Here is a 16,805-nt window from a genome sequence, read left to right as displayed (position 1 = left end):
ATGCGTTCGAACATGAGCGTCGAACACATCCATGCTACATGGCGGCCCTCTGCGATCGGACCCTGGATGACCCCGGCGGCGATTCGCCCGGATACGAAAAAACCGCGGCCGGGCCCGACGCATGGCGGGCCCGGCCGCGGCCGAGTCGGGACGGGACGCGTCAGCGACGCAGACCCAGCCGGTCGATCAGCGAGCGGTAGCGCTCGACGTCGACCTGGGCGACGTACTTCAGCAGCCGGCGGCGACGACCGACGAGCAGCAGCAGTCCGCGCCGCGAGTGGTGGTCGTGCTTGTGCTGCTTGAGGTGCTCGGTGAGGTCCGAGATGCGCTTGGTCAGCAGGGCGACCTGCGCTTCGGGTGAGCCGGTGTCCGACTCGTGCAGGCCGTACTGGCCCAGGATCTCTTTTTTCTGCTCGGCGGTAAGCGCCACGAAACTACTCCATCCATCGGTCCGCGGGTGACAAAGAAAGGCGACGTGGCCGCCGCGAACTGCAGCACACGTCGTTGACGTCGAGCAGTCTACCGCGCGTCGGCGCTCAGACAGAATTGCGCAGGATCGTGCGAGCCCGGTCGGTGTCCGTCCCCATCGTCGCGATCAGGTCGTCGACGGAGTCGAACCTCTCCTGCCCGCGGATGCGGGCCACGAAGTCGACCGCGACGTGCTGTCCGTAAAGGTCGGCGGAGGTGTCGAGGACGAACGCCTCGACGGTGCGGGTGCGCCCCGAGAAGGTGGGGTTGGTGCCGACGGACACAGCCGCCTGGTAGCGCTCGCCGGGGACCACCGTGCCCATCACCGGACCGTGCCCGAGGACGGTGAACCACGCGGCGTACACGCCGTCGGCCGGGATGGCCGAGTACATCGGCGGCGCCACGTTCGCGGTCGGAAAGCCCAGCCCGCGACCTCGTCCGTCACCGCGGACGACGACGCCCTCGACGCGGTGCGGGCGGCCCAGCGCCTCCGTGGCGGCGACGACGTCGCCGGCGTCGACGCAGGATCTGATGTAGGTCGACGAGAACGTGACGGTCTCGTCGCGGTGGTGTTCGGCCACCAGCGACAGGCTGTCGACGGCGAAGCCGAACCGCTCCCCCGCCTTGCGCAGCAGGTCGACGTTGCCTGCCGCCTTCTTGCCGAAGGTGAAGTTCTCCCCGACGACGACCTCGACGACGTGCAGCCGTTCCACGAGCAGTTCGTGGATGTAGCGCTCGGGGGTCAGCTTCATGAAGTCCGCCGTGAACGGCATCACCAGGAAGACGTCGATGCCCATCTCCTCGACCAGCTCCGCCCGGCGGGTCAGCGTGGTCAGCTGAGCCGGGTGGCTGCCCGGGAAGACGACCTCCATGGGGTGCGGATCGAACGTCATCAGCACCGTCGGCACCCCGCGGGACCGGCCGGACTTGACCGCGTTGTCGATCAACTCCGCGTGCCCACGGTGGACACCGTCGAACACCCCGATGGTGACGACGCACCGCCCCCAGTCCGTGGGGATGTCGTCCTGACCCCGCCAGCGCTGCACGACCGCAAGCCTACGGCGCGCCACGCTCGCCGGTTCCGCTAGATCACCGGATCGGGCGGTGAATGCCTAAACTTTGTGACTGTGAGTCCTGACAGCAACCCCCGCGACCTGACGACGGTCGCGCAGGACTACCTCAAGACCATCTGGACCGCGCAGGAGTGGTCGCACGAGAAGGTCAGCACGAAGTTGCTGGCCGAGCGGATCGGTGTCTCCGCCTCGACCGCCTCGGAGTCGATTCGCAAACTCGCCGACCAGGGTCTGGTCAACCACGAGAAGTACGGCGCGGTGACGCTGACGGACGAGGGCAGGCACGCCGCCCTCCAGATGGTGCGCAGGCACCGGCTGATGGAGACGTTCCTGGTCAACGAGCTGGGTTACAGCTGGGACGAGGTCCACGACGAGGCCGAGGTGCTCGAGCACGCGGTGTCGGATCTGATGCTGATGCGCATCGACGCCAAGCTGGGCCACCCGACCCGCGATCCGCACGGCGATCCGATCCCGGCGGCCGACGGCCGGGTGCCCACCCCGCCTGCGCGTCAGTTGTCCGAGTGCGAGGACGGCGACGCGGGCACGGTGGCCCGGATCTCCGACGCCGACCCCGAGATGCTGCGGTACTTCGACAGCGTGGGCATCAGCCTGGACTCGCGGTTGCGGGTGCTGGCACGGCGCGATTTCGCCGGCCTGATCACGGTCGCCATAGAAAGCCCCGAGAGCGCCGACGGCGGTGACGCCACCGTGGATCTGGGCAGCCCGGCCGCCGAGGCGATCTGGGTCGTGTCCCGCTAGGTCACCGGACGCCCGCCGCCGGGTCGACCGCACGTGTCGGATCTCCGGCTTGGAGCAACGCCTCGAGTTCGGCGTGGAAGCCCTGGGCCAGCGACCACGCGTCCGGCACCAGCCGTCGGCAGGCGGTGATCCCGATGTGCAGCTTGCCGCCCACCGAGATCCCCGTGATGTTGAGCCCGGTGCCGTGAAAGACCGGTCCCAGCAGGTACATCGCGTCGACCCGGCAGCCGAGGAAATAGAGCGTGTCCTGCGGCCCGGGAACGTGAGAGATCACCACGTTGTGGACGGGTCGGCGACGCGCCAGTCCCAGAGCGGAGTAGACCTGCAAGCCGGTAGACAGCAGAGTGCGGCCCGCGAGTTGTGCCCAGTCCAGCAGCAGCGTCGGTCCGATCGCGTCGCTGTGCTCCTTGGCGGCCGAGTTGCTGCCGGCGATGGCTCGGAGCCTCTCCGCGGGGTCGTCCAGCTGGCTTTCGAGGCGCGTGAACAACAGCGACAACTGATTGCGGCCCGGCCGGCCCGACCTGCCGTGCACCGGGACCGGCATCGCCGCGACCAGCGACTTCTCCGGTAGGCGGTCGCGGGCGATCAGGTAGCGGCGTAGCACACCCGAGCACAGGGCCGTCACCACATCGTCGGCCGTCACGCCGAAGAGTTCCCTCACTCGGTCCACGTCCTGCAGGTCGAGCGAGGTGTAGGCGACGACGCGCCGTCGGGTGACCGCGTCGTTGAACGGGGTGGCGGGCGCTCGGAACGGCGCCGCCATCGTCGACCCCGCCATCGACCGGCGCGCGATGTCGACCACGGTGGACAGCGTCGTCGCCGTCGTCTCCGCCAACCGCACGGGGCGCGTCGCCAGCTTCTTCAACCCGTCCACGGCCAGCCGCACCGTGCTCGCGCCGCCGGGTCGCGCCACCGTCTTCTCGCGGGGCAACTCGGGTTCGGTGCTGCACAGGCGAGCCAGCACGTCGGCGCCCATGACGCCGTCCACGCTGGCCCGGTGGATCTTGGTCATGATCACCAGCCGGTCGCGGCCGCCGCCCGCCCCTTCGATGACCCACATCTCCCACAGGGGCCGCTCGCGGTCCAGTGGGTAAGCGGCGATGCGCGCGTAGAGGTCCGCCAGCTCGGCACGCCCTCCCGGCGTCGGCACGGCGACGCGATGCAGATGTCTGTCGATGTCGAAGGTGTGGTCGTCCACCCATACCGGGTGATCCATGTTGAGCCGATGATCGGCCAGTTTCTGCCGGAACTCTGGGATCGCCGAAATCTGCAGGGCCAAAACCTCTTTCAACCGGTCGAACTGGTAGCCGCCCGGCATGGTGGAGGTGTTCAGCTCGAGGATCGAGCACACGTGCAGTGGTTGCGCCGGCGTCTCGGCGTACAGAAAACTGGCATCCAGCCCGCTGAGTCTCTCCATCGACCGGTCCCCTCGTCTTCGATGACGCGACGCAGGCGTTCCCGCACCGGTATGTCGTGACGATGCTCGACGGCGAGGCCTGCAGACCCCGACACCGTCGGCCTGCCGTGCGCCACGTCTGATCGGGTCAGTGTGGCTGTTCGAGTGTGACCCGACCCACATTCGGCGTACCCGGCACCGCCGCGGGCTGAAACCTCCACCGCGCTCACAGGGTGGCGGGTCGCAACACCACCACCGATTTCGTGCGCCGGGCGCCGTCCTCGAGCAGGGCGAGCACCGAGCCGTCCGAAGCGGTGGCCGCGTACACCCCGCTCAGACCCGCCGGTTCCAGCGGCCTTCCGTGCCTCGTGGACTCCGCCTCCTCGGCGGACAGGTCGCGGCGCGGGAAGGCCAGCAGGCACGCCTCATCGAGCGAATGGCTCAGGCGCGGCTCGTCGGCCAGCGCGTCGAGCGCGTACGCCTCGTCCAGCCCGAACCGCCCGACGCGAGTGCGCCGCAGCGCGGTCAGATGCCCGCCGACCGCCAGGGCGGCGCCGACGTCGCGGGCCAGCGCGCGGATGTAGGTGCCGCTGGAGCAGTCCACCGCGACGTCGACGTCGACGAACGCGTCGACCCGGCGGACCCCGAGCACGTCGAAGCGGTCGATGCGCACCCGGCGGGCGGCCAGTTCGACCGTCCGCCCCTCCCGCGCGAGCTTGTAGGCGCGCTGCCCGCCCACCTTGATCGCGCTGACCGCCGACGGCACCTGGTCGATCTCCCCCCGCAGCGCTGCGACGGCGTCGGCGATCTGCTCATCGGTGATCCCGGTCGCCGGTGTGGTCTCGACGACCTCCCCCTCGGCGTCCTCGGTCGTGGTGGTCTGCCCGAGCCGGATGGTCGCCGCGTACGACTTGTCGGTCGCGGTGAGCAGCCCGAGCAGTTTGGTGGCGCGGTCGATGCCCACAACGAGCACGCCGGTGGCCATCGGGTCGAGCGTGCCCGCGTGACCGACCTTGCGCGTGCCGAAGATCCGCCGGCACCGGCCGACCACGTCGTGGCTGGTCATGCCTGCGGGTTTGTCGACGACGACGATGCCGCCACCGACCCCGGCACCGGTCACAGGACGATCGCCGTCAGCGCCAGCCCGTCCCGCACCGACCATCTGCCCTCCAGGGCGCCCAGCGGCGGCCCGGTCTCGGCGACGGGATCGATGAGCACCTTGGAGACGAACCGTCCGGTCTCCCCTGACCCGTCGACGTCGAAGGTGATGTGGGCGTCCTCGAAGCCGAGCCACCGATGCGTCAACGGGAACCAGGCCTTGTACGTCGCCTCCTTGGCGCAGAACAGGATCCGGTCCCAGTGCAGGCCGGCGGGCAGCGCCGCCAGGGCGCTGCGTTCGGCGGGCAGGCTGATCGCGTCGAGCACCCCGTCGGGCAGCACGCCGTGCGGTTCGGCGTCGATGCCGATGGAGCGGACGTCGCCGCGGCGCGCGACGGCGGCGCCGCGGAAACCCTCGCAGTGGGTGAGGCTGCCCACCACGCCGTCGGGCCAGCACGGTTCACCCTTGTCGCCCTTGAGGATCGGAACAGGAGGCAGGCCCAGTGCACCGAGCGCCTCCCGCGCGCAGTGCCGGACGGTCACGAACTCGTTGCGGCGTTTGGCGACCGAGCGCGCGATCAACGGCTCCTCTTCGGGCAGCGGGGCGATGTCGGGCGGATCGTCGTAGCGTTCGGCGGAGATCACTCTCTGCCCCAGCACCTCCGGCAGCAGCGTCACTCGCGGGGTCATCCGCGCCTCGCCTTGATCCGCTCCTGCATCTTCGCGGCGTTCTCCCGCATCTCCTGCGTGATCTGGAAGTGCCCGCCGAACTCGTTGAGATAGCCGGGCGGGTACTTCGGTTCGGGCAGGATCTGGCGCAGCCACCGATAAGGCTTGCGGCGCCGCCATTCCCGCGGATATCCGACCGACACCTCTTCGAAGCGCACGTCGTCGTACCAGGTGGTGCGCGGAATGTGTAGATGCCCGTACACCGAACACGCCGCGTTGTACCGGATGTGCCAGTCCGCGGTCGCCGTCGTGCCGCACCACAACGAGAACTCCGGGTAGAACATCGCCTCGCAGGGTTCGCGCACCATCGGGAAGTGGTTCACCTGGATCGTCGGCGTCATCCAGTCCAGGTCCTCGAGGCGCTTTCGGGTGTAGTCGATCCGGTCGCGGCACCAGGCGTCCCGGGTGGCGTAGGGCTCGGCGGACAGCAGGAACTCGTCGGTGCCGACGACGTTGCGCTCGCGCGCGATGGCCAGCCCCTCGGCCTTGGACGCCGCGCCCCGGGGCAGGAAGCTGTAGTCGTAGAGCAGGAACATCGGCACGATCGTCGCGGGGCCACCCTCCTCGGTCCACACCGGGAACGGGTGCTCCGGGGTGACGATGCCCATCTCGTCGCACATCGTGACCAGGTAGTCGTAGCGCGACTTACCGAAGATCTGCATCGGATCCCTGGTGGTCGTCCACAGCTCGTGGTTACCCGGCACCCAGATGACCTTCGCGAAACGCTTCCGCAGCACATCCAGTGCCCAGCGGATCTCGTCGGTGCGCTCACCGACGTCGCCGGCGACGATCAGCCAGTCGTCCGGGGAGGACGGGTAGAGCGACTCGGTGACCGGCTTGTTGCCGGTGTGACCCGTATGCAGGTCGCTGATCGCCCACAGCACCGGTCGCCGGTCGCGGGGGCTCTGGGGTGACGCCACAACCGACCAGCCTACTGATGCGCCGCCCGACGCCGCCGCGAGCAACTAGAACGTGTTCTCATTCCGGGTTCTTCGGGGCCGTGCCGACGGCTACACTCCCCGAAGGGTCGGACACGACACGCGGCGGACTGAGCCGTCTGACAACAGGGGGTGACATGGCCGCCAAGCTGAGAGTGCTCTCGGCGTTGTGTGCGCTGTTCGCGGCAGTCATGGTGGTGTTCGCGACCAACCCGACGGGCGGGCCCGCCCCGGACAGGGTGGACCTGCGCTCGACGTTCCTGCCGCTGACCGGGTCGACGACCATCAAGTACCCGGTGCTCGACACCATCGATCCGTCCCCGTTCGACCCGTGCCGCGACATCCCGCTCGACGTCGTCCAGCGCGCGGGGCTGGCCTATACGCCGCCCGCCCCGGAGGACGCGCTGCGCTGCAAGTACGACGCGGGCAACTACCAGATGACCATCGAGGCGTTCGTGTGGCGGACCTACGAGGAGACGCTGCCGCCCGACGCCGTCCAGCTCGACATCGCCGGGCACCGGGCCGCGCAGTACTGGATCATGAAGCCCACCGACTGGAACAACCGGTGGTGGATCACGTGCGCGATCGCCTTCGACACGAGCTACGGCGTCATCCAGCAGGTGATGTTCTACTCGCCGATCTACTCGCAGCCCGACGTCGACTGCATGCAGACCAACCTGCAGAAGGCGCACGAACTGGCGCCGCACTACATCTATTAGAGGCGGCCGGCGCGGCTGGCTACCCTGGGCCGGATGACGTCAACCGGTTCCGCTGTGCTGCGCCGTTCGGTCGGCGACGCCGTCAGCCGCATGCTCGCCGTCCCTCCGCGCACCAGTGAGTTCACCGTCGAGCGCGGCGTGCGGGTGCCGATGCGCGACGGTGTCGACCTGATCGCCGACCACTACATCCCGGACTCCCCGACGCCGGCGGGCACGCTGCTGGTACGAGGCCCCTACGGCCGCGGCTGGCCGTTCTCGCTGCTGTTCGCGGTCGTCTACGCGACGCGGGGCTACCACGTCGTGGTGCAGAGCGTCCGGGGCACGTTCGGCTCGGGCGGCGCGTTCACCCCGATGGTCCACGAGAAGGACGACGGCGCCGACACCGCGGCCTGGCTGCGCGAACAGCCATGGTTCACCGGTTCTTTCGCGACCGTCGGGCTGTCCTATCTCGGGTTCACCCAGTGGGCGCTGCTCACCGACCCGCCGCCAGAGCTGAAGGCCGCGGTCATCGCCGTCGGCCCGCATGACTTCCGCGCGTCGTCGTGGGGCACCGGGTCGTTCTCGCTGAACGACTTCCTGGGCTGGAGCGACATGGTCAGCCGCCAGGAGGACACCCGCGGTGTCGCGGCGCTGATCCGGCAGATGCGGGCGCGCCGGGCACTCGCCCGCGCCACGGCCGACCTTCCGCTCGGTGAGGCCGGACGCCGTCTCCTCGGCGACGGTGCGAACTGGTTCGAGTCCTGGATCGAACAGGCCGACGACGCCGCGTTCTGGGACGATCTGCGGGCCAACGAGGCGCTCGACCGGGTCGACATCCCCATCCTGCTGTTCGGCGGCTGGCAGGACCTCTTCCTCGAGCAGACGCTCGCCCAGTACACCCATCTGCGGCGCCGTGGCGTGCCTGCCGCGCTGACGGTCGGGGCGTGGACGCACACGCAGCTGATGACGAAAGCCGCCCCCACCGTCGTGCGCGAGACGCTGGACTGGCTGGACACCCACCTGAGCGACGCACCGGCATCCGGGCGCTCACCGGTGCGCATCGAGATCAACAACGACCGGTGGCACGACCTCACGGACTGGCCGCCGTCGATGCCCGAACTGCAGCTGTTCCCGCACGCAACAGGCGAATTGGCCACGGCGCCACCGGATCCGGGCGCCGCGCCCTCGGTGTTCACCTTCGATCCGACCGACCCCACCCCGACCATCGGCGGCCGCCTGCTGTCCGCGCAGGCCGGCTACCGCGCCGACCGCCGGCTGGCCCGCCGGGACGATGTGCTGACCTTCACCGGCGACCCGCTGCCCGCGGACCTCTATGTGGTCGGAACGCCCGTGGTCGAGCTCGCGCACTCGTGCGACAACCCGCACCGCGACCTGTTCGTGCGCCTGTCCGAGGTGGATCGGAAAGGCCGCTCCCGCAACGTCACCGACGGCTTCCGGCGCCTGACGGGTGAGGACGGCATCGTCCGGCTCGACCTCGACGCGGTGGCCCACCGCTTCCGCGAGGGTTCCCGGCTGCGCCTGCTGGTCGCCGGTGGCTCCCATCCGCGGTTCGCCCGCAATCTCGGGACCGGCGAACCGCCGATCAGCGGCAGCAGGACCGTCCCGGCCACCCACACGGTCCACCACGGCCGGGGCGGGGTGTCGCGTCTGGTGCTGCCCGCGGGTCCGACGCCCCCGTCAGCCGACTGACCGGCGCACCGTCTCGGCGACCGCGGCGAGCGTGGCGTCGTCGTGCACGGGCGGCTCCCACGCCGGGCGCACCGGCAGGTCGGCCCAGCTCGTGCAGCCCCCGTACTGCGGGGTGCGGTCGATGCGGACCGGTTCTGTCAACGGGCTGACCTGTACGACCAGCACGGTCAGCCGGTGTCTCGGCCGGAAGTCGAGCCGGTCGGCCCGTACCGACTCGGCGGTCCAGATGTGCATCGGCTCGAGGGCGCCGATGGCCTCGGGACGGTTCACCTCGACCGCGGCGACGACTCTCGCGCCGGCGCGCAGCGTCAGCGTCCCCTCGGTGCTGTCGGCCGCGGCCGGGCCGAGGAGGTCGCGGTGTTCGGGGCGCACCCGTTCGGCGTGACTGTGGGCGACCGTCGGAAACAGCAGGAACCGGTCGGCCCGAACGTCAGCGCCGAGATGGAACCGCTTCTCGCTGATGCCGCCCTTGCGCAGGAGGACGGTCTGCCTGCCGTCGAGCATCGCGTGCACAGCGGCACTCCACTCCTTGAGCGCCGGGGTGCTCACGCCTGCGCACGCGAGGAGCGATCAAGCCCTGGATCGAGCCGAGCCCGCACCTCGGGCCGGCGCAACGGCGGCACGCTCTTGGGCGGTTGGCGTCGCGGGGGCAGCGCGGACAGCAGACGGGTGGTCGTCGCGGTGACCTCGGCGACGGCCGTCTCGAACGCGTCGGCGTTGGCCGCGGTGGGACGCGTGACTCCGCTGACCTTGCGGACGTACTGCCGGGCCGCCGCCTCGATCTCCTCAGCCGTGGCCGCCGGCTCCAGACCGCGCAGTTCGGTGATGTTTCGGCACATGACAGCCACGATAGGCGCGGGGGCTAGCGTCTAGCACCATGAGCAACGCTGACACCCCTGACGTTCTGGCGATCGAGACCACCGATCGGGTCCGCACCCTGACGCTGAACCGGCCGCAGGCCCGCAATGCGTTGTCCGCGGCGCTGCGTGAGGCGTTCTTCGGTGCGTTGCGCGACGCGGAGTCCGACGACGAGGTCGACGTGGTGATCGTGACCGGAGCCGACCCGGTGTTCTGCGCGGGCCTCGACCTCAAGGAACTTGGGGATCAGACCCAGCTGCCGGACATCTCGCCGAAGTGGCCGTCGATGACCAAGCCGGTGATCGGTGCGATCAACGGTGCGGCGGTGACCGGCGGTCTCGAGATCGCGCTGTACTGCGACCTCCTGATCGCCTCCGAACTGGCCCGGTTCGCCGACACCCACGCCCGGGTCGGTCTGCTGCCGACCTGGGGTCTGTCGGTGCGGTTGCCGCAGAAGGTGGGCGTCGGCATGGCCCGCCGGATGAGCCTCACCGGCGACTACCTGTCGGCGACCGATGCGCTGCGCGCCGGCTTGGTCACCGAGGTCGTCCCGCACGCCGAACTGCTGCCGACCGCGCGGGCGATCGCGGCGTCGATCGTCGGCAACAACCAGCGCGCGGTGCGCTCGCTGCTGGAGTCCTACCACCGCATCGACGAATCCGAGACCGCCGGCGCGTTGTGGCTGGAGGCGGACGCCGCGCGCCGGTGGATGGCGTCGGCCACCGGGGACGACGTCGCCGCGAGCCGCTCCGCGGTGTTCGAGCGGGGCCGCGCCCAGGTGCGCTAGGCGGTCGGTTGCGCTTCATCACCTCGGGACAACGGAACCTGCTGTCTCCCAGTCTGTTCGGCGGCGAGCTCCGCCACGCTCATCCCGTCGACGAGACGGTCCAGCGCGCCGGTCATGGCCGGACACTCCCGGGCGGGGTGGTCGGCCGGGCACCTCAGCGCATGGCTGAGGAACTGCTGGGCACCCTGTGCTCGGGCGATCACCCGGTCCAGTTCGGCGATCTGGTCGCGCACCGTCTGGCGCCACTGCTCACTCGGTGCGTCGAGTACCGCCACCGCGGTGTCGAGCGGGAGACCGAGCCCGTGAACGATCTTGAGCAGTGCCAGCCGCCGCAGCTCGTCGGGCCCGTACATCCGCCGCCCCGACCGCCGCGCCTGCGGGCGCACCAGTCCGCGATCGTCGTAATAGCGCAGTGCCGACGTCGTCATCCCCAGCCGGGCTGCCGCCTCACCGATCGGAATCGACTCCACCCGGCCATTTGACTTCAACCCGACTTGAACCGGCAAGGTCGTCTCATGACCGAATCCACCACCGTGGTCAACCACCACGCCGGCCAACCCGGCTTCGCCGGCCCCATCGGCGTCCTGTTCGCCGTCGTGTTCCTGCTCACCGGACGCGGCCACGCCCGTCTGGCCGCCGACGTCGCCGCGGTGTCGTCGCAGGACCGCGTCGTCGACATCGGGTGCGGTCCCGGCACCGCCGCCCGGCTGGCCGCCCGGCGGGGCGCCCGGGTCACCGGTGTCGACCCGTCAGCGGCCATGTTGCGGGTGGCGCGGGCGGTGACCCGGCGCCGCACCGCGGTGAGGTGGGTCCGGGGCGGCGCCGAAGCGCTGCCCGTACCCGATACGTCCGCGACGGTCGTGTGGGCGTTGGCCACGGTGCACCACTGGCCCGATGTGGTCGCGGCGCTGACCGAGATACACCGCGTTCTGTCTCCGGGCGGGCGGCTGCTCGTCGTGGAACGTCAGGTGCAACCCGAGGCCACGGGGTTCGCCAGCCACGGCTGGACCGCTCAACAGGCCGAGGCGTTTGTCGTGCTGAGTGAGTCCGCGGGCCTGACCGATGTGCGCGTGACCGCACACGGGCGCGGACGCCGAGCCGCCTGGGTGGTCCGCGGTGTCCGGCCGTCAGCGCGTGCCGGGGATCAGCCAGCGTCCGGACAGCGCCCGCCAGCCGACGAACACCAGGCGCAACACCATGAACGTCGACAGTCCGGCCCAGATGCCGAGCAGTCCCCACCCGAACCCCAGCGACAGCCAGATCAGCGGCAGAAACCCGACCAGCGCGCTGATCAGCGTGGCGTTGCGCATGAACGTCGCGTCACCGGCGCCGAGCAGCACACCGTCGAGCGCGAACACCACACCGGCGACCGGTAACTGACCCACCAGGAACCACCACGGCACACCGATCTCGTCGAGCACCGACCGATCGTCGGTGAACACGCCCGGCAGCACCGACGACCCGACGGCGAACACCAGCGCCAACAGCCCGGCGGCCACCGTCGAGAAGACGGTCACCCGCCACGCCACGGACTTCGCGTGCGGAAGGTGACCGGCCCCCAGCGCCGCGCCGACCAGTGACTGCGCGGCGATGGCGAGTGAATCCAGCACGAGCGCAAGGAAATTCCACAGCTGCAGCACAACCTGGTGGGCGGCGACGGCGGCCGCGCCGAACCGCGCGGCCACCGCGCCCGCGGAGACGAAGCAGGCCTGGAACGCCACGGTCCGCAGGACCAGATCACGGCCCATCACCACCTGCGCGCGCAGCACCGACGGCTGCGGACGCAGCGGCGCCCGCTCCACGATCAGCGCCCGGCAGAACAGGATCGCGGCCAGCCACTGCCCGACGACGTTGGCCACCGCCGAACCCGCCAGCCCCATCTCGGGCGCGCCCAGCCAGCCGTACACGAGCAGCGGGCACAGCACCGCGGACACCGCGAAACCGAAGACGACGTAGCGCAGCGGCCGCATCGTGTCCTGCACCCCGCGCATCCACCCGTTGCCCGCCGCCGCGATCAGGATCGCGGGCACCGCCAGACTGGCGATGCGCACCCACGGCAGTGCGGCGTCGGCGATCTCGCCGCCTGCGGCCAGGGCGGAGACCAGCGGCACCGCCGTCGCCTGCACGGCCACCACGATCGTCGTCCCGATGGCCAGGGCCAGCCAGGTGGCCTGCACGCCCTCCCCCACGGCGGCCGTCCGGTCGCCGGCGCCGTAGAACCGGGCCGCGCGCGCCGTCGTGCCGTACGAGAGGAACGTCAGTTGCGCACTGAGCACACCCATGACGAGCGCGCCGATGGCGAGCCCGGCCAGGCTCAGTGCGCCGAGGCGCCCGACCACCGCGAGGTCGAACAGCAGATAGATCGGTTCGGCGGCGAGCACACCCAGCGCCGGGAAGGCCAGCGCCGCGATGCGCCGGCTGGTCGCCGGCTCGACGGGCGGTACGCCGTCGAGCTCAGCCAAGTGCCGCTCTCAGCGCCGCGACCACGTCGTCGGCGGGTCCGCTGGCCGAATAGCCGGCCGCCAGCCGGTGGCCGCCGCCGCCGAACGCACTGGCCACCGACGTGAGGTCGATCGACTTCGCGCGCATCGACACGGACCACTGTTGCGGCTGGAGTTCCTTGAACACCGCGGCCACCTCGGCCTGCTGCGTGGTGCGCACGATGTCGACGATGCTCTCGACTTCCTCGGGCCGCGCGTCGGCCAGCTCCTCGTGGGTCACCACCGCGTACACCAGGCCGCGGCCGTCCACCGCGTCGGGCAGCAGCCGGGCCGACGCCAGCACGCGCGAGAGCATCGGCAGCCACGCGAACGGGTGGGTGTCGAGCAGGGTCCGGCTGATCGCGGCGTTGTCCACGCCGATCTCGACCAGCCGCGCGGCCAGCCGGTGCGCGCGTGCGCTCGCCCAGCGGAACGAGCCGGTGTCGGTGGTCAGGCCGGCGTAGAGACAGTGCGCCACGCCGAGGTCGATCGGCTTGTGCCATGCGTCGAGGAGTTCGGCGACCAGCATCGTGGTGGAGTCCGCCGACGGGTCGACGTAGTTCGCCGTCCCGAACAGCTGGTTGGACGCGTGGTGGTCGATCACCAGCACGCGCCGTCCCGGCGCGGCCAGGTCCGCCAGCGCGCCCAGCCGGTTGACGCTCGGGATGTCCACGGTGACCACCAGGTCGGCGTCGCGGAGCATCGCCTCCGGCGCCACCAGCAGGTGACCGCCGGGCAGGGATTGCAACGACTCCGGCAGGTCGGCGGGTGCGGCGAAACTGACCTCGACACCCTTGCCGGCGTGGTCGAGGACCAGCGCCAACGCCAGGCCGGCGCCGATGGTGTCGGCGTCCGGGTAGACGTGACAGACCACACTGACGGTCGAAGCCGCGGCCAGTATGTCGGCCGCCCGGTATGCGTCTATGCGCGCGCCGGCTGGTACGTCAGTCGTCTTGTCGATTGCGGTCACCGGTGTCCTCAGCGTCGAGCTCGTGGTCCGATTCCCCGGGAGTCTCCTCCGCCCCACTCACACGGTACGGGTCGGCATCGCCCGCGTGCTTGGCGCCCTCACGAACTCTCGCCAAATCCTCATCTGCGGCGCGGGCGCGGGCCAGCAACTCCTCCATCCGGTGCGCGGTGTCGGGCACCGTGTCGCGGACGAACGCCAGGGTCGGGGTGAACCGCACCCCGGTCCCGGCGCCCACCTTGGTGCGCAACACACCCTTGGCCTTGTCCAGTGCGGCCGCCGCCCCGGCGTAATCCGGTTCGTCGTCGAGGCTGCGGCCCAGCACCGTGTAGTACAGCGTCGCGTCGTGGAGATCGTTGGTCACCTTGGCGTCGGTGATCGTCACACCGGCCAGCCGTGGATCCTTGATCTCGTACTCGATCGCCGAGGCGACGATGGTGGAGATGCGCTTGGCCAACCGCTTCGCTCGTGCCGGGTCAGCCATGCCTTAGGTCCTCGCCTTCTCCACCAGTTCGTACGTCTCGATGACGTCGCCCTCTTTGATATCCGAGTACGTCAGCGTCAAACCACATTCGTAGCCGTCGCGCACCTCGGTGACGTCCTCCTTCTCCCGCCGCAGCGAGGAGACGGTGAGGTTCTCGGCCACCACGACGTTGTCGCGCAGCAGACGGGCCTTGGCGTTACGCCGCATGATGCCCGACTGGACCAGGCAACCGGCGATGTTGCCGACCTTCGACGACCGGAAGATCGCGCGGATCTCGGCGCGGCCGAGTTCGCGCTCCTCGTAGATCGGCTTGAGCATGCCCTTGAGCGCGCTCTCGATCTCGTCGATGGCCTGGTAGATCACCGAGTAGTACCGGATCTCCACCCCTTCGCGGTTGGCCAGTTCGGTGGCCTTGCCCTCGGCGCGAACGTTGAACCCGATGATGATCGCGTCCGAGGCCGACGCCAGGTTGACGTTGGTCTCGGTGACACCACCGACACCGCGGTCGATGACGCGCAGCTCGACCTCGTCGTCGACCTGGATGCCCAGCAGGGCCTCCTCGAGCGCCTCGACCGTACCGGCGTTGTCGCCTTTGAGGATCAGGTTCAGCTGGCTGGTCTCCTTCAGCGCCGAATCCAGGTCCTCCAGGCTGATCCGCTTGCGGCTGCGCGCGGCCATCGCGTTGCGCTTGCGCGCGCTGCGGCGGTCGGCGATCTGGCGGGCGATGCGGTCCTCGTCGACGACCAGGAAGTTGTCACCGGCACCGGGCACCGACGTGAAGCCGATGACCTGGACCGGCCGCGACGGCAGCGCCTCGGTCACGTCCTCGCCGTGCTCGTCGACCATGCGGCGCACGCGGCCGTAGGCGTCGCCTGCCACCACCGAGTCGCCGACCCGCAGCGTGCCGCGCTGGATCAGCACGGTCGCGACGGGGCCGCGGCCACGGTCGAGGTGCGCCTCGATCGCCACGCCCTGGGCCTCCATGTCCGGATTGGCCCGCAGGTCCAGCGAGGCGTCGGCGGTCAGGATGACCGCCTCGAGCAGCGCCTCGATGTTGGTGCCCGCCTTGGCGGAGATGTCGACGAACATCGTGTCGCCGCCGTACTCCTCGGGCACCAGGCCGTACTCGGTGAGCTGACCGCGGATCTTCGCCGGGTCGGCGCCCTCCTTGTCGATCTTGTTGACCGCCACCACGATCGGCACGTCGGCGGCCTGCGCGTGGTTGACGGCCTCGACCGTCTGCGGCATGACGCCGTCGTCGGCGGCCACCACCAGGATCGCGATGTCGGTGGCCTTGGCGCCGCGGGCACGCATGGCGGTGAACGCCTCGTGACCCGGGGTGTCGATGAAGGTGATGGGCCGCTCGTTGCCGTCGAGGTCGACCGTCACCTGGTAGGCGCCGATGTGCTGGGTGATGCCGCCGGCCTCGCCCTCACGGACGGTGGCGTTACGGATCGTGTCCAGCAGGCGCGTCTTGCCGTGGTCGACGTGACCCATGACGGTGACGACCGGCGGGCGGATCTCGAGGTCCTCCTCGCCGCCCTCGTCCTCGCCGTAGGTGAGGTCGAACGACTCGAGCAGTTCGCGGTCCTCGTCCTCGGGCGAGACGACCTGCACGACGTAGTTCATCTCGCTGCCGAGCAGCTCGAGGGTCTCGTCGTTCACCGACTGCGTCGCGGTGACCATCTCACCGAGGTTGAACAGCGCCTGGACCAGCGAGGCCGGGTTGGCGTTGATCTTCTCGGCGAAGTCGCTCAGCGACGCGCCGCGTGCCAGCCGGATGGTCTCGCCGTTGCCGTGCGGCAACCGCACGCCACCGACGACCGGGGCCTGCATGTTCTCGTACTCGGCGCGTTTCGCCCGCTTCGACTTGCGACCGCGCTTGGGCGCACCGCCGGGACGGCCGAACGCACCGGCCGCGCCACCGCGCTGACCGGGGCGGCCACCGCCGCCACCGGGACGACCGCGGAAACCTCCACCTGCCGGGGCGCCACCGCCACCGCCGGCGCCGCCGCCGCGGTAGTTACCACCGCCGCCACCGCCGCCGGGACCACCGGGGCGACCACCGCCGCCACCGGGTCCACGACCACCGGGGCCGGGGCGCGGGCCGCCTGGACGTCCCGCGGGAGCACCCGGACGGGGACCGGCGGGACGCGGCGGCATGTTGTTGGGCGACATGCCGGGACGCGGCGTGCCGGGCCGGGGGGCTCCGGGACGCGGCTGCGGCCGAGGAATCGGCCGCTCCACCGGCTGTTGCGTCGAGAACGGGTTGTTGCCGACGCGCGGGGTGCGCGGTGCGGGCTTGGGCGCCGGGCCGGGGCGGGGACCGGGTGTCGGTCCCGGCCGCGCCGGTGCGGGGG

17 protein-coding genes and 1 pseudogene are annotated in these 16,805 nt (G+C 70.5%); 5 read left to right on the top strand and 13 right to left on the bottom strand.

The genetic code is table 11. The features are described 5' to 3' along the window. Positions 1–160: 160 nt before the first annotated feature. Together rpsO and AU195_RS21570 are read right to left on the bottom strand one after the other, a co-directional pair. Positions 161–430: a 30S ribosomal protein S15 gene (gene rpsO, locus AU195_RS21575; protein WP_059161075.1), complete on the bottom strand. Its 270-nt coding sequence runs from the start codon at positions 428–430 to the stop codon at positions 161–163. A 106-nt stretch (positions 431–536) separates the two neighbouring features. Then, on the bottom strand, positions 537–1,514 hold the full coding sequence (locus tag AU195_RS21570) for a bifunctional riboflavin kinase/FAD synthetase (protein ID WP_059161074.1): 978 nt from the start codon (positions 1,512–1,514) through the stop codon (positions 537–539). 81 nt (positions 1,515–1,595) lie between these two features. On the opposite strand from AU195_RS21570, the gene mntR reads away from it, so the two are divergent. Further along, entirely contained in the window at positions 1,596–2,300 is a 705-nt protein-coding gene (gene mntR, locus AU195_RS21565; protein WP_059161073.1) for a manganese-binding transcriptional regulator MntR, read from the top strand. A 1-nt stretch (position 2,301) separates the two neighbouring features. Here mntR and AU195_RS21560 read toward each other — a convergent pair whose 3' ends face one another. The 4 genes from AU195_RS21560 to pptH all read right to left on the bottom strand — a co-directional run bounded on the left by AU195_RS21560 (position 2,302) and on the right by pptH (position 6,443). Further along, positions 2,302–3,717, bottom strand: a complete 1,416-nt coding sequence (locus AU195_RS21560) for a WS/DGAT/MGAT family O-acyltransferase (RefSeq protein ID WP_059161072.1) — start codon at positions 3,715–3,717, stop codon at positions 2,302–2,304. 205 nt (positions 3,718–3,922) lie between these two features. Further along, entirely contained in the window at positions 3,923–4,816 is an 894-nt protein-coding gene (truB, locus tag AU195_RS21555; protein ID WP_157531218.1) for a tRNA pseudouridine(55) synthase TruB, read from the bottom strand. Further along, entirely contained in the window at positions 4,813–5,484 is a 672-nt protein-coding gene (gene pptT / locus AU195_RS21550) for a 4'-phosphopantetheinyl transferase PptT (RefSeq protein ID WP_059161070.1), read from the bottom strand. Before pptT ends, truB begins: the two co-directional genes overlap by 4 nt. Next, complete coding sequence (gene pptH, locus AU195_RS21545) at positions 5,481–6,443, bottom strand: ACP phosphodiesterase PptH (protein WP_059161069.1); 963 nt, start codon at positions 6,441–6,443, stop codon at positions 5,481–5,483. The genes pptT and pptH overlap by 4 nt, the downstream gene beginning before the upstream one ends. A 155-nt stretch (positions 6,444–6,598) precedes the next feature. Here pptH and AU195_RS21540 point away from each other — a divergent pair, with 155 nt between their 5' ends. Then, positions 6,599–7,180 carry a DUF3558 domain-containing protein gene (locus AU195_RS21540; protein WP_059161068.1) on the top strand — a complete coding sequence of 194 codons (582 nt, stop codon included), beginning with the start codon at positions 6,599–6,601 and terminating at the stop codon, positions 7,178–7,180. 33 nt (positions 7,181–7,213) lie between these two features. After that, positions 7,214–8,869 (top strand): CocE/NonD family hydrolase, encoded by a 1,656-nt coding sequence (locus tag AU195_RS21535; RefSeq protein ID WP_059161067.1) that lies wholly within the window; start codon positions 7,214–7,216, stop codon positions 8,867–8,869. Here AU195_RS21535 and AU195_RS21530 read toward each other — a convergent pair. Further along, positions 8,858–9,418, bottom strand: a complete 561-nt coding sequence (locus AU195_RS21530) for a DUF1802 family protein (RefSeq protein ID WP_059161066.1) — start codon at positions 9,416–9,418, stop codon at positions 8,858–8,860. The genes AU195_RS21535 and AU195_RS21530 overlap by 12 nt on opposite strands. Next, positions 9,415–9,708 carry a DUF2277 domain-containing protein gene (locus AU195_RS21525; protein ID WP_059161065.1) on the bottom strand — a complete coding sequence of 98 codons (294 nt, stop codon included), beginning with the start codon at positions 9,706–9,708 and terminating at the stop codon, positions 9,415–9,417. The genes AU195_RS21530 and AU195_RS21525 overlap by 4 nt, the downstream gene beginning before the upstream one ends. A gap of 38 nt (positions 9,709–9,746) precedes the next feature. Here AU195_RS21525 and AU195_RS21520 point away from each other — a divergent pair, with 38 nt between their 5' ends. After that, positions 9,747–10,514 carry an enoyl-CoA hydratase gene (locus AU195_RS21520; RefSeq protein ID WP_059161064.1) on the top strand — a complete coding sequence of 256 codons (768 nt, stop codon included), beginning with the start codon at positions 9,747–9,749 and terminating at the stop codon, positions 10,512–10,514. On the opposite strand, the gene AU195_RS21515 is transcribed toward AU195_RS21520, so the two are convergent. Continuing rightward, the gene (locus AU195_RS21515; protein WP_059161230.1) at positions 10,511–10,984 is read right to left on the bottom strand and encodes a MerR family transcriptional regulator; all 474 of its coding nucleotides are present in this window, start codon (positions 10,982–10,984) and stop codon (positions 10,511–10,513) included. The genes AU195_RS21520 and AU195_RS21515 overlap by 4 nt on opposite strands. 45 nt (positions 10,985–11,029) lie before the next feature. On the opposite strand from AU195_RS21515, the pseudogene AU195_RS25425 reads away from it, so the two are divergent. Next, positions 11,030–11,641: pseudogene (locus tag AU195_RS25425) on the top strand (class I SAM-dependent methyltransferase); the annotation flags it as partial. Here AU195_RS25425 and AU195_RS21510 read toward each other — a convergent pair. The 4 genes from AU195_RS21510 to infB form a co-directional block, all read right to left on the bottom strand. After that, positions 11,642–12,976, bottom strand: a complete 1,335-nt coding sequence (locus AU195_RS21510) for an MATE family efflux transporter (RefSeq protein ID WP_059161063.1) — start codon at positions 12,974–12,976, stop codon at positions 11,642–11,644. After that, positions 12,969–13,964 (bottom strand): DHH family phosphoesterase, encoded by a 996-nt coding sequence (locus AU195_RS21505; RefSeq protein WP_059161062.1) that lies wholly within the window; start codon positions 13,962–13,964, stop codon positions 12,969–12,971. Before AU195_RS21505 ends, AU195_RS21510 begins: the two co-directional genes overlap by 8 nt. Next, a complete protein-coding gene (gene rbfA / locus AU195_RS21500) occupies positions 13,939–14,445 on the bottom strand; it encodes a 30S ribosome-binding factor RbfA (protein ID WP_059161061.1) in 507 nt (168 codons plus the stop codon). The genes AU195_RS21505 and rbfA overlap by 26 nt, the downstream gene beginning before the upstream one ends. A gap of 3 nt (positions 14,446–14,448) precedes the next feature. After that, positions 14,449–16,805: translation initiation factor IF-2 (infB, locus tag AU195_RS21495; protein ID WP_082703159.1), on the bottom strand; the 2,357-nt coding region annotated here is incomplete at its 5' end.

This window comes from Mycobacterium sp. IS-1496, assembly GCF_001499995.1.
In the GTDB taxonomy this organism is placed as follows: Bacteria; Actinomycetota; Actinomycetes; order Mycobacteriales; family Mycobacteriaceae; genus Mycobacterium.
This window is presented reverse-complemented; position numbering and strand designations above follow the sequence as displayed.

Bases quoted from the DNA above. Each gene is read 5' to 3' on its own strand.
- AU195_RS21560 (WP_059161072.1), bottom strand. From the start codon at position 3,717: ATGGAGAGACTCAGCGGGCTGGATGCCAGTTTTCTGTACGCCGAGACG.
- pptT (WP_059161070.1), bottom strand. From the start codon at position 5,484: ATGACCCCGCGAGTGACGCTGCTGCCGGAGGTGCTGGGGCAGAGAGTG.
- AU195_RS21540 (WP_059161068.1), top strand. From the start codon at position 6,599: ATGGCCGCCAAGCTGAGAGTGCTCTCGGCGTTGTGTGCGCTGTTCGCG.
- AU195_RS21535 (WP_059161067.1), top strand. From the start codon at position 7,214: ATGACGTCAACCGGTTCCGCTGTGCTGCGCCGTTCGGTCGGCGACGCC.
- AU195_RS21525 (WP_059161065.1), bottom strand. From the start codon at position 9,708: ATGTGCCGAAACATCACCGAACTGCGCGGTCTGGAGCCGGCGGCCACG.
- AU195_RS21520 (WP_059161064.1), top strand. From the start codon at position 9,747: ATGAGCAACGCTGACACCCCTGACGTTCTGGCGATCGAGACCACCGAT.
- rbfA (WP_059161061.1), bottom strand. From the start codon at position 14,445: ATGGCTGACCCGGCACGAGCGAAGCGGTTGGCCAAGCGCATCTCCACC.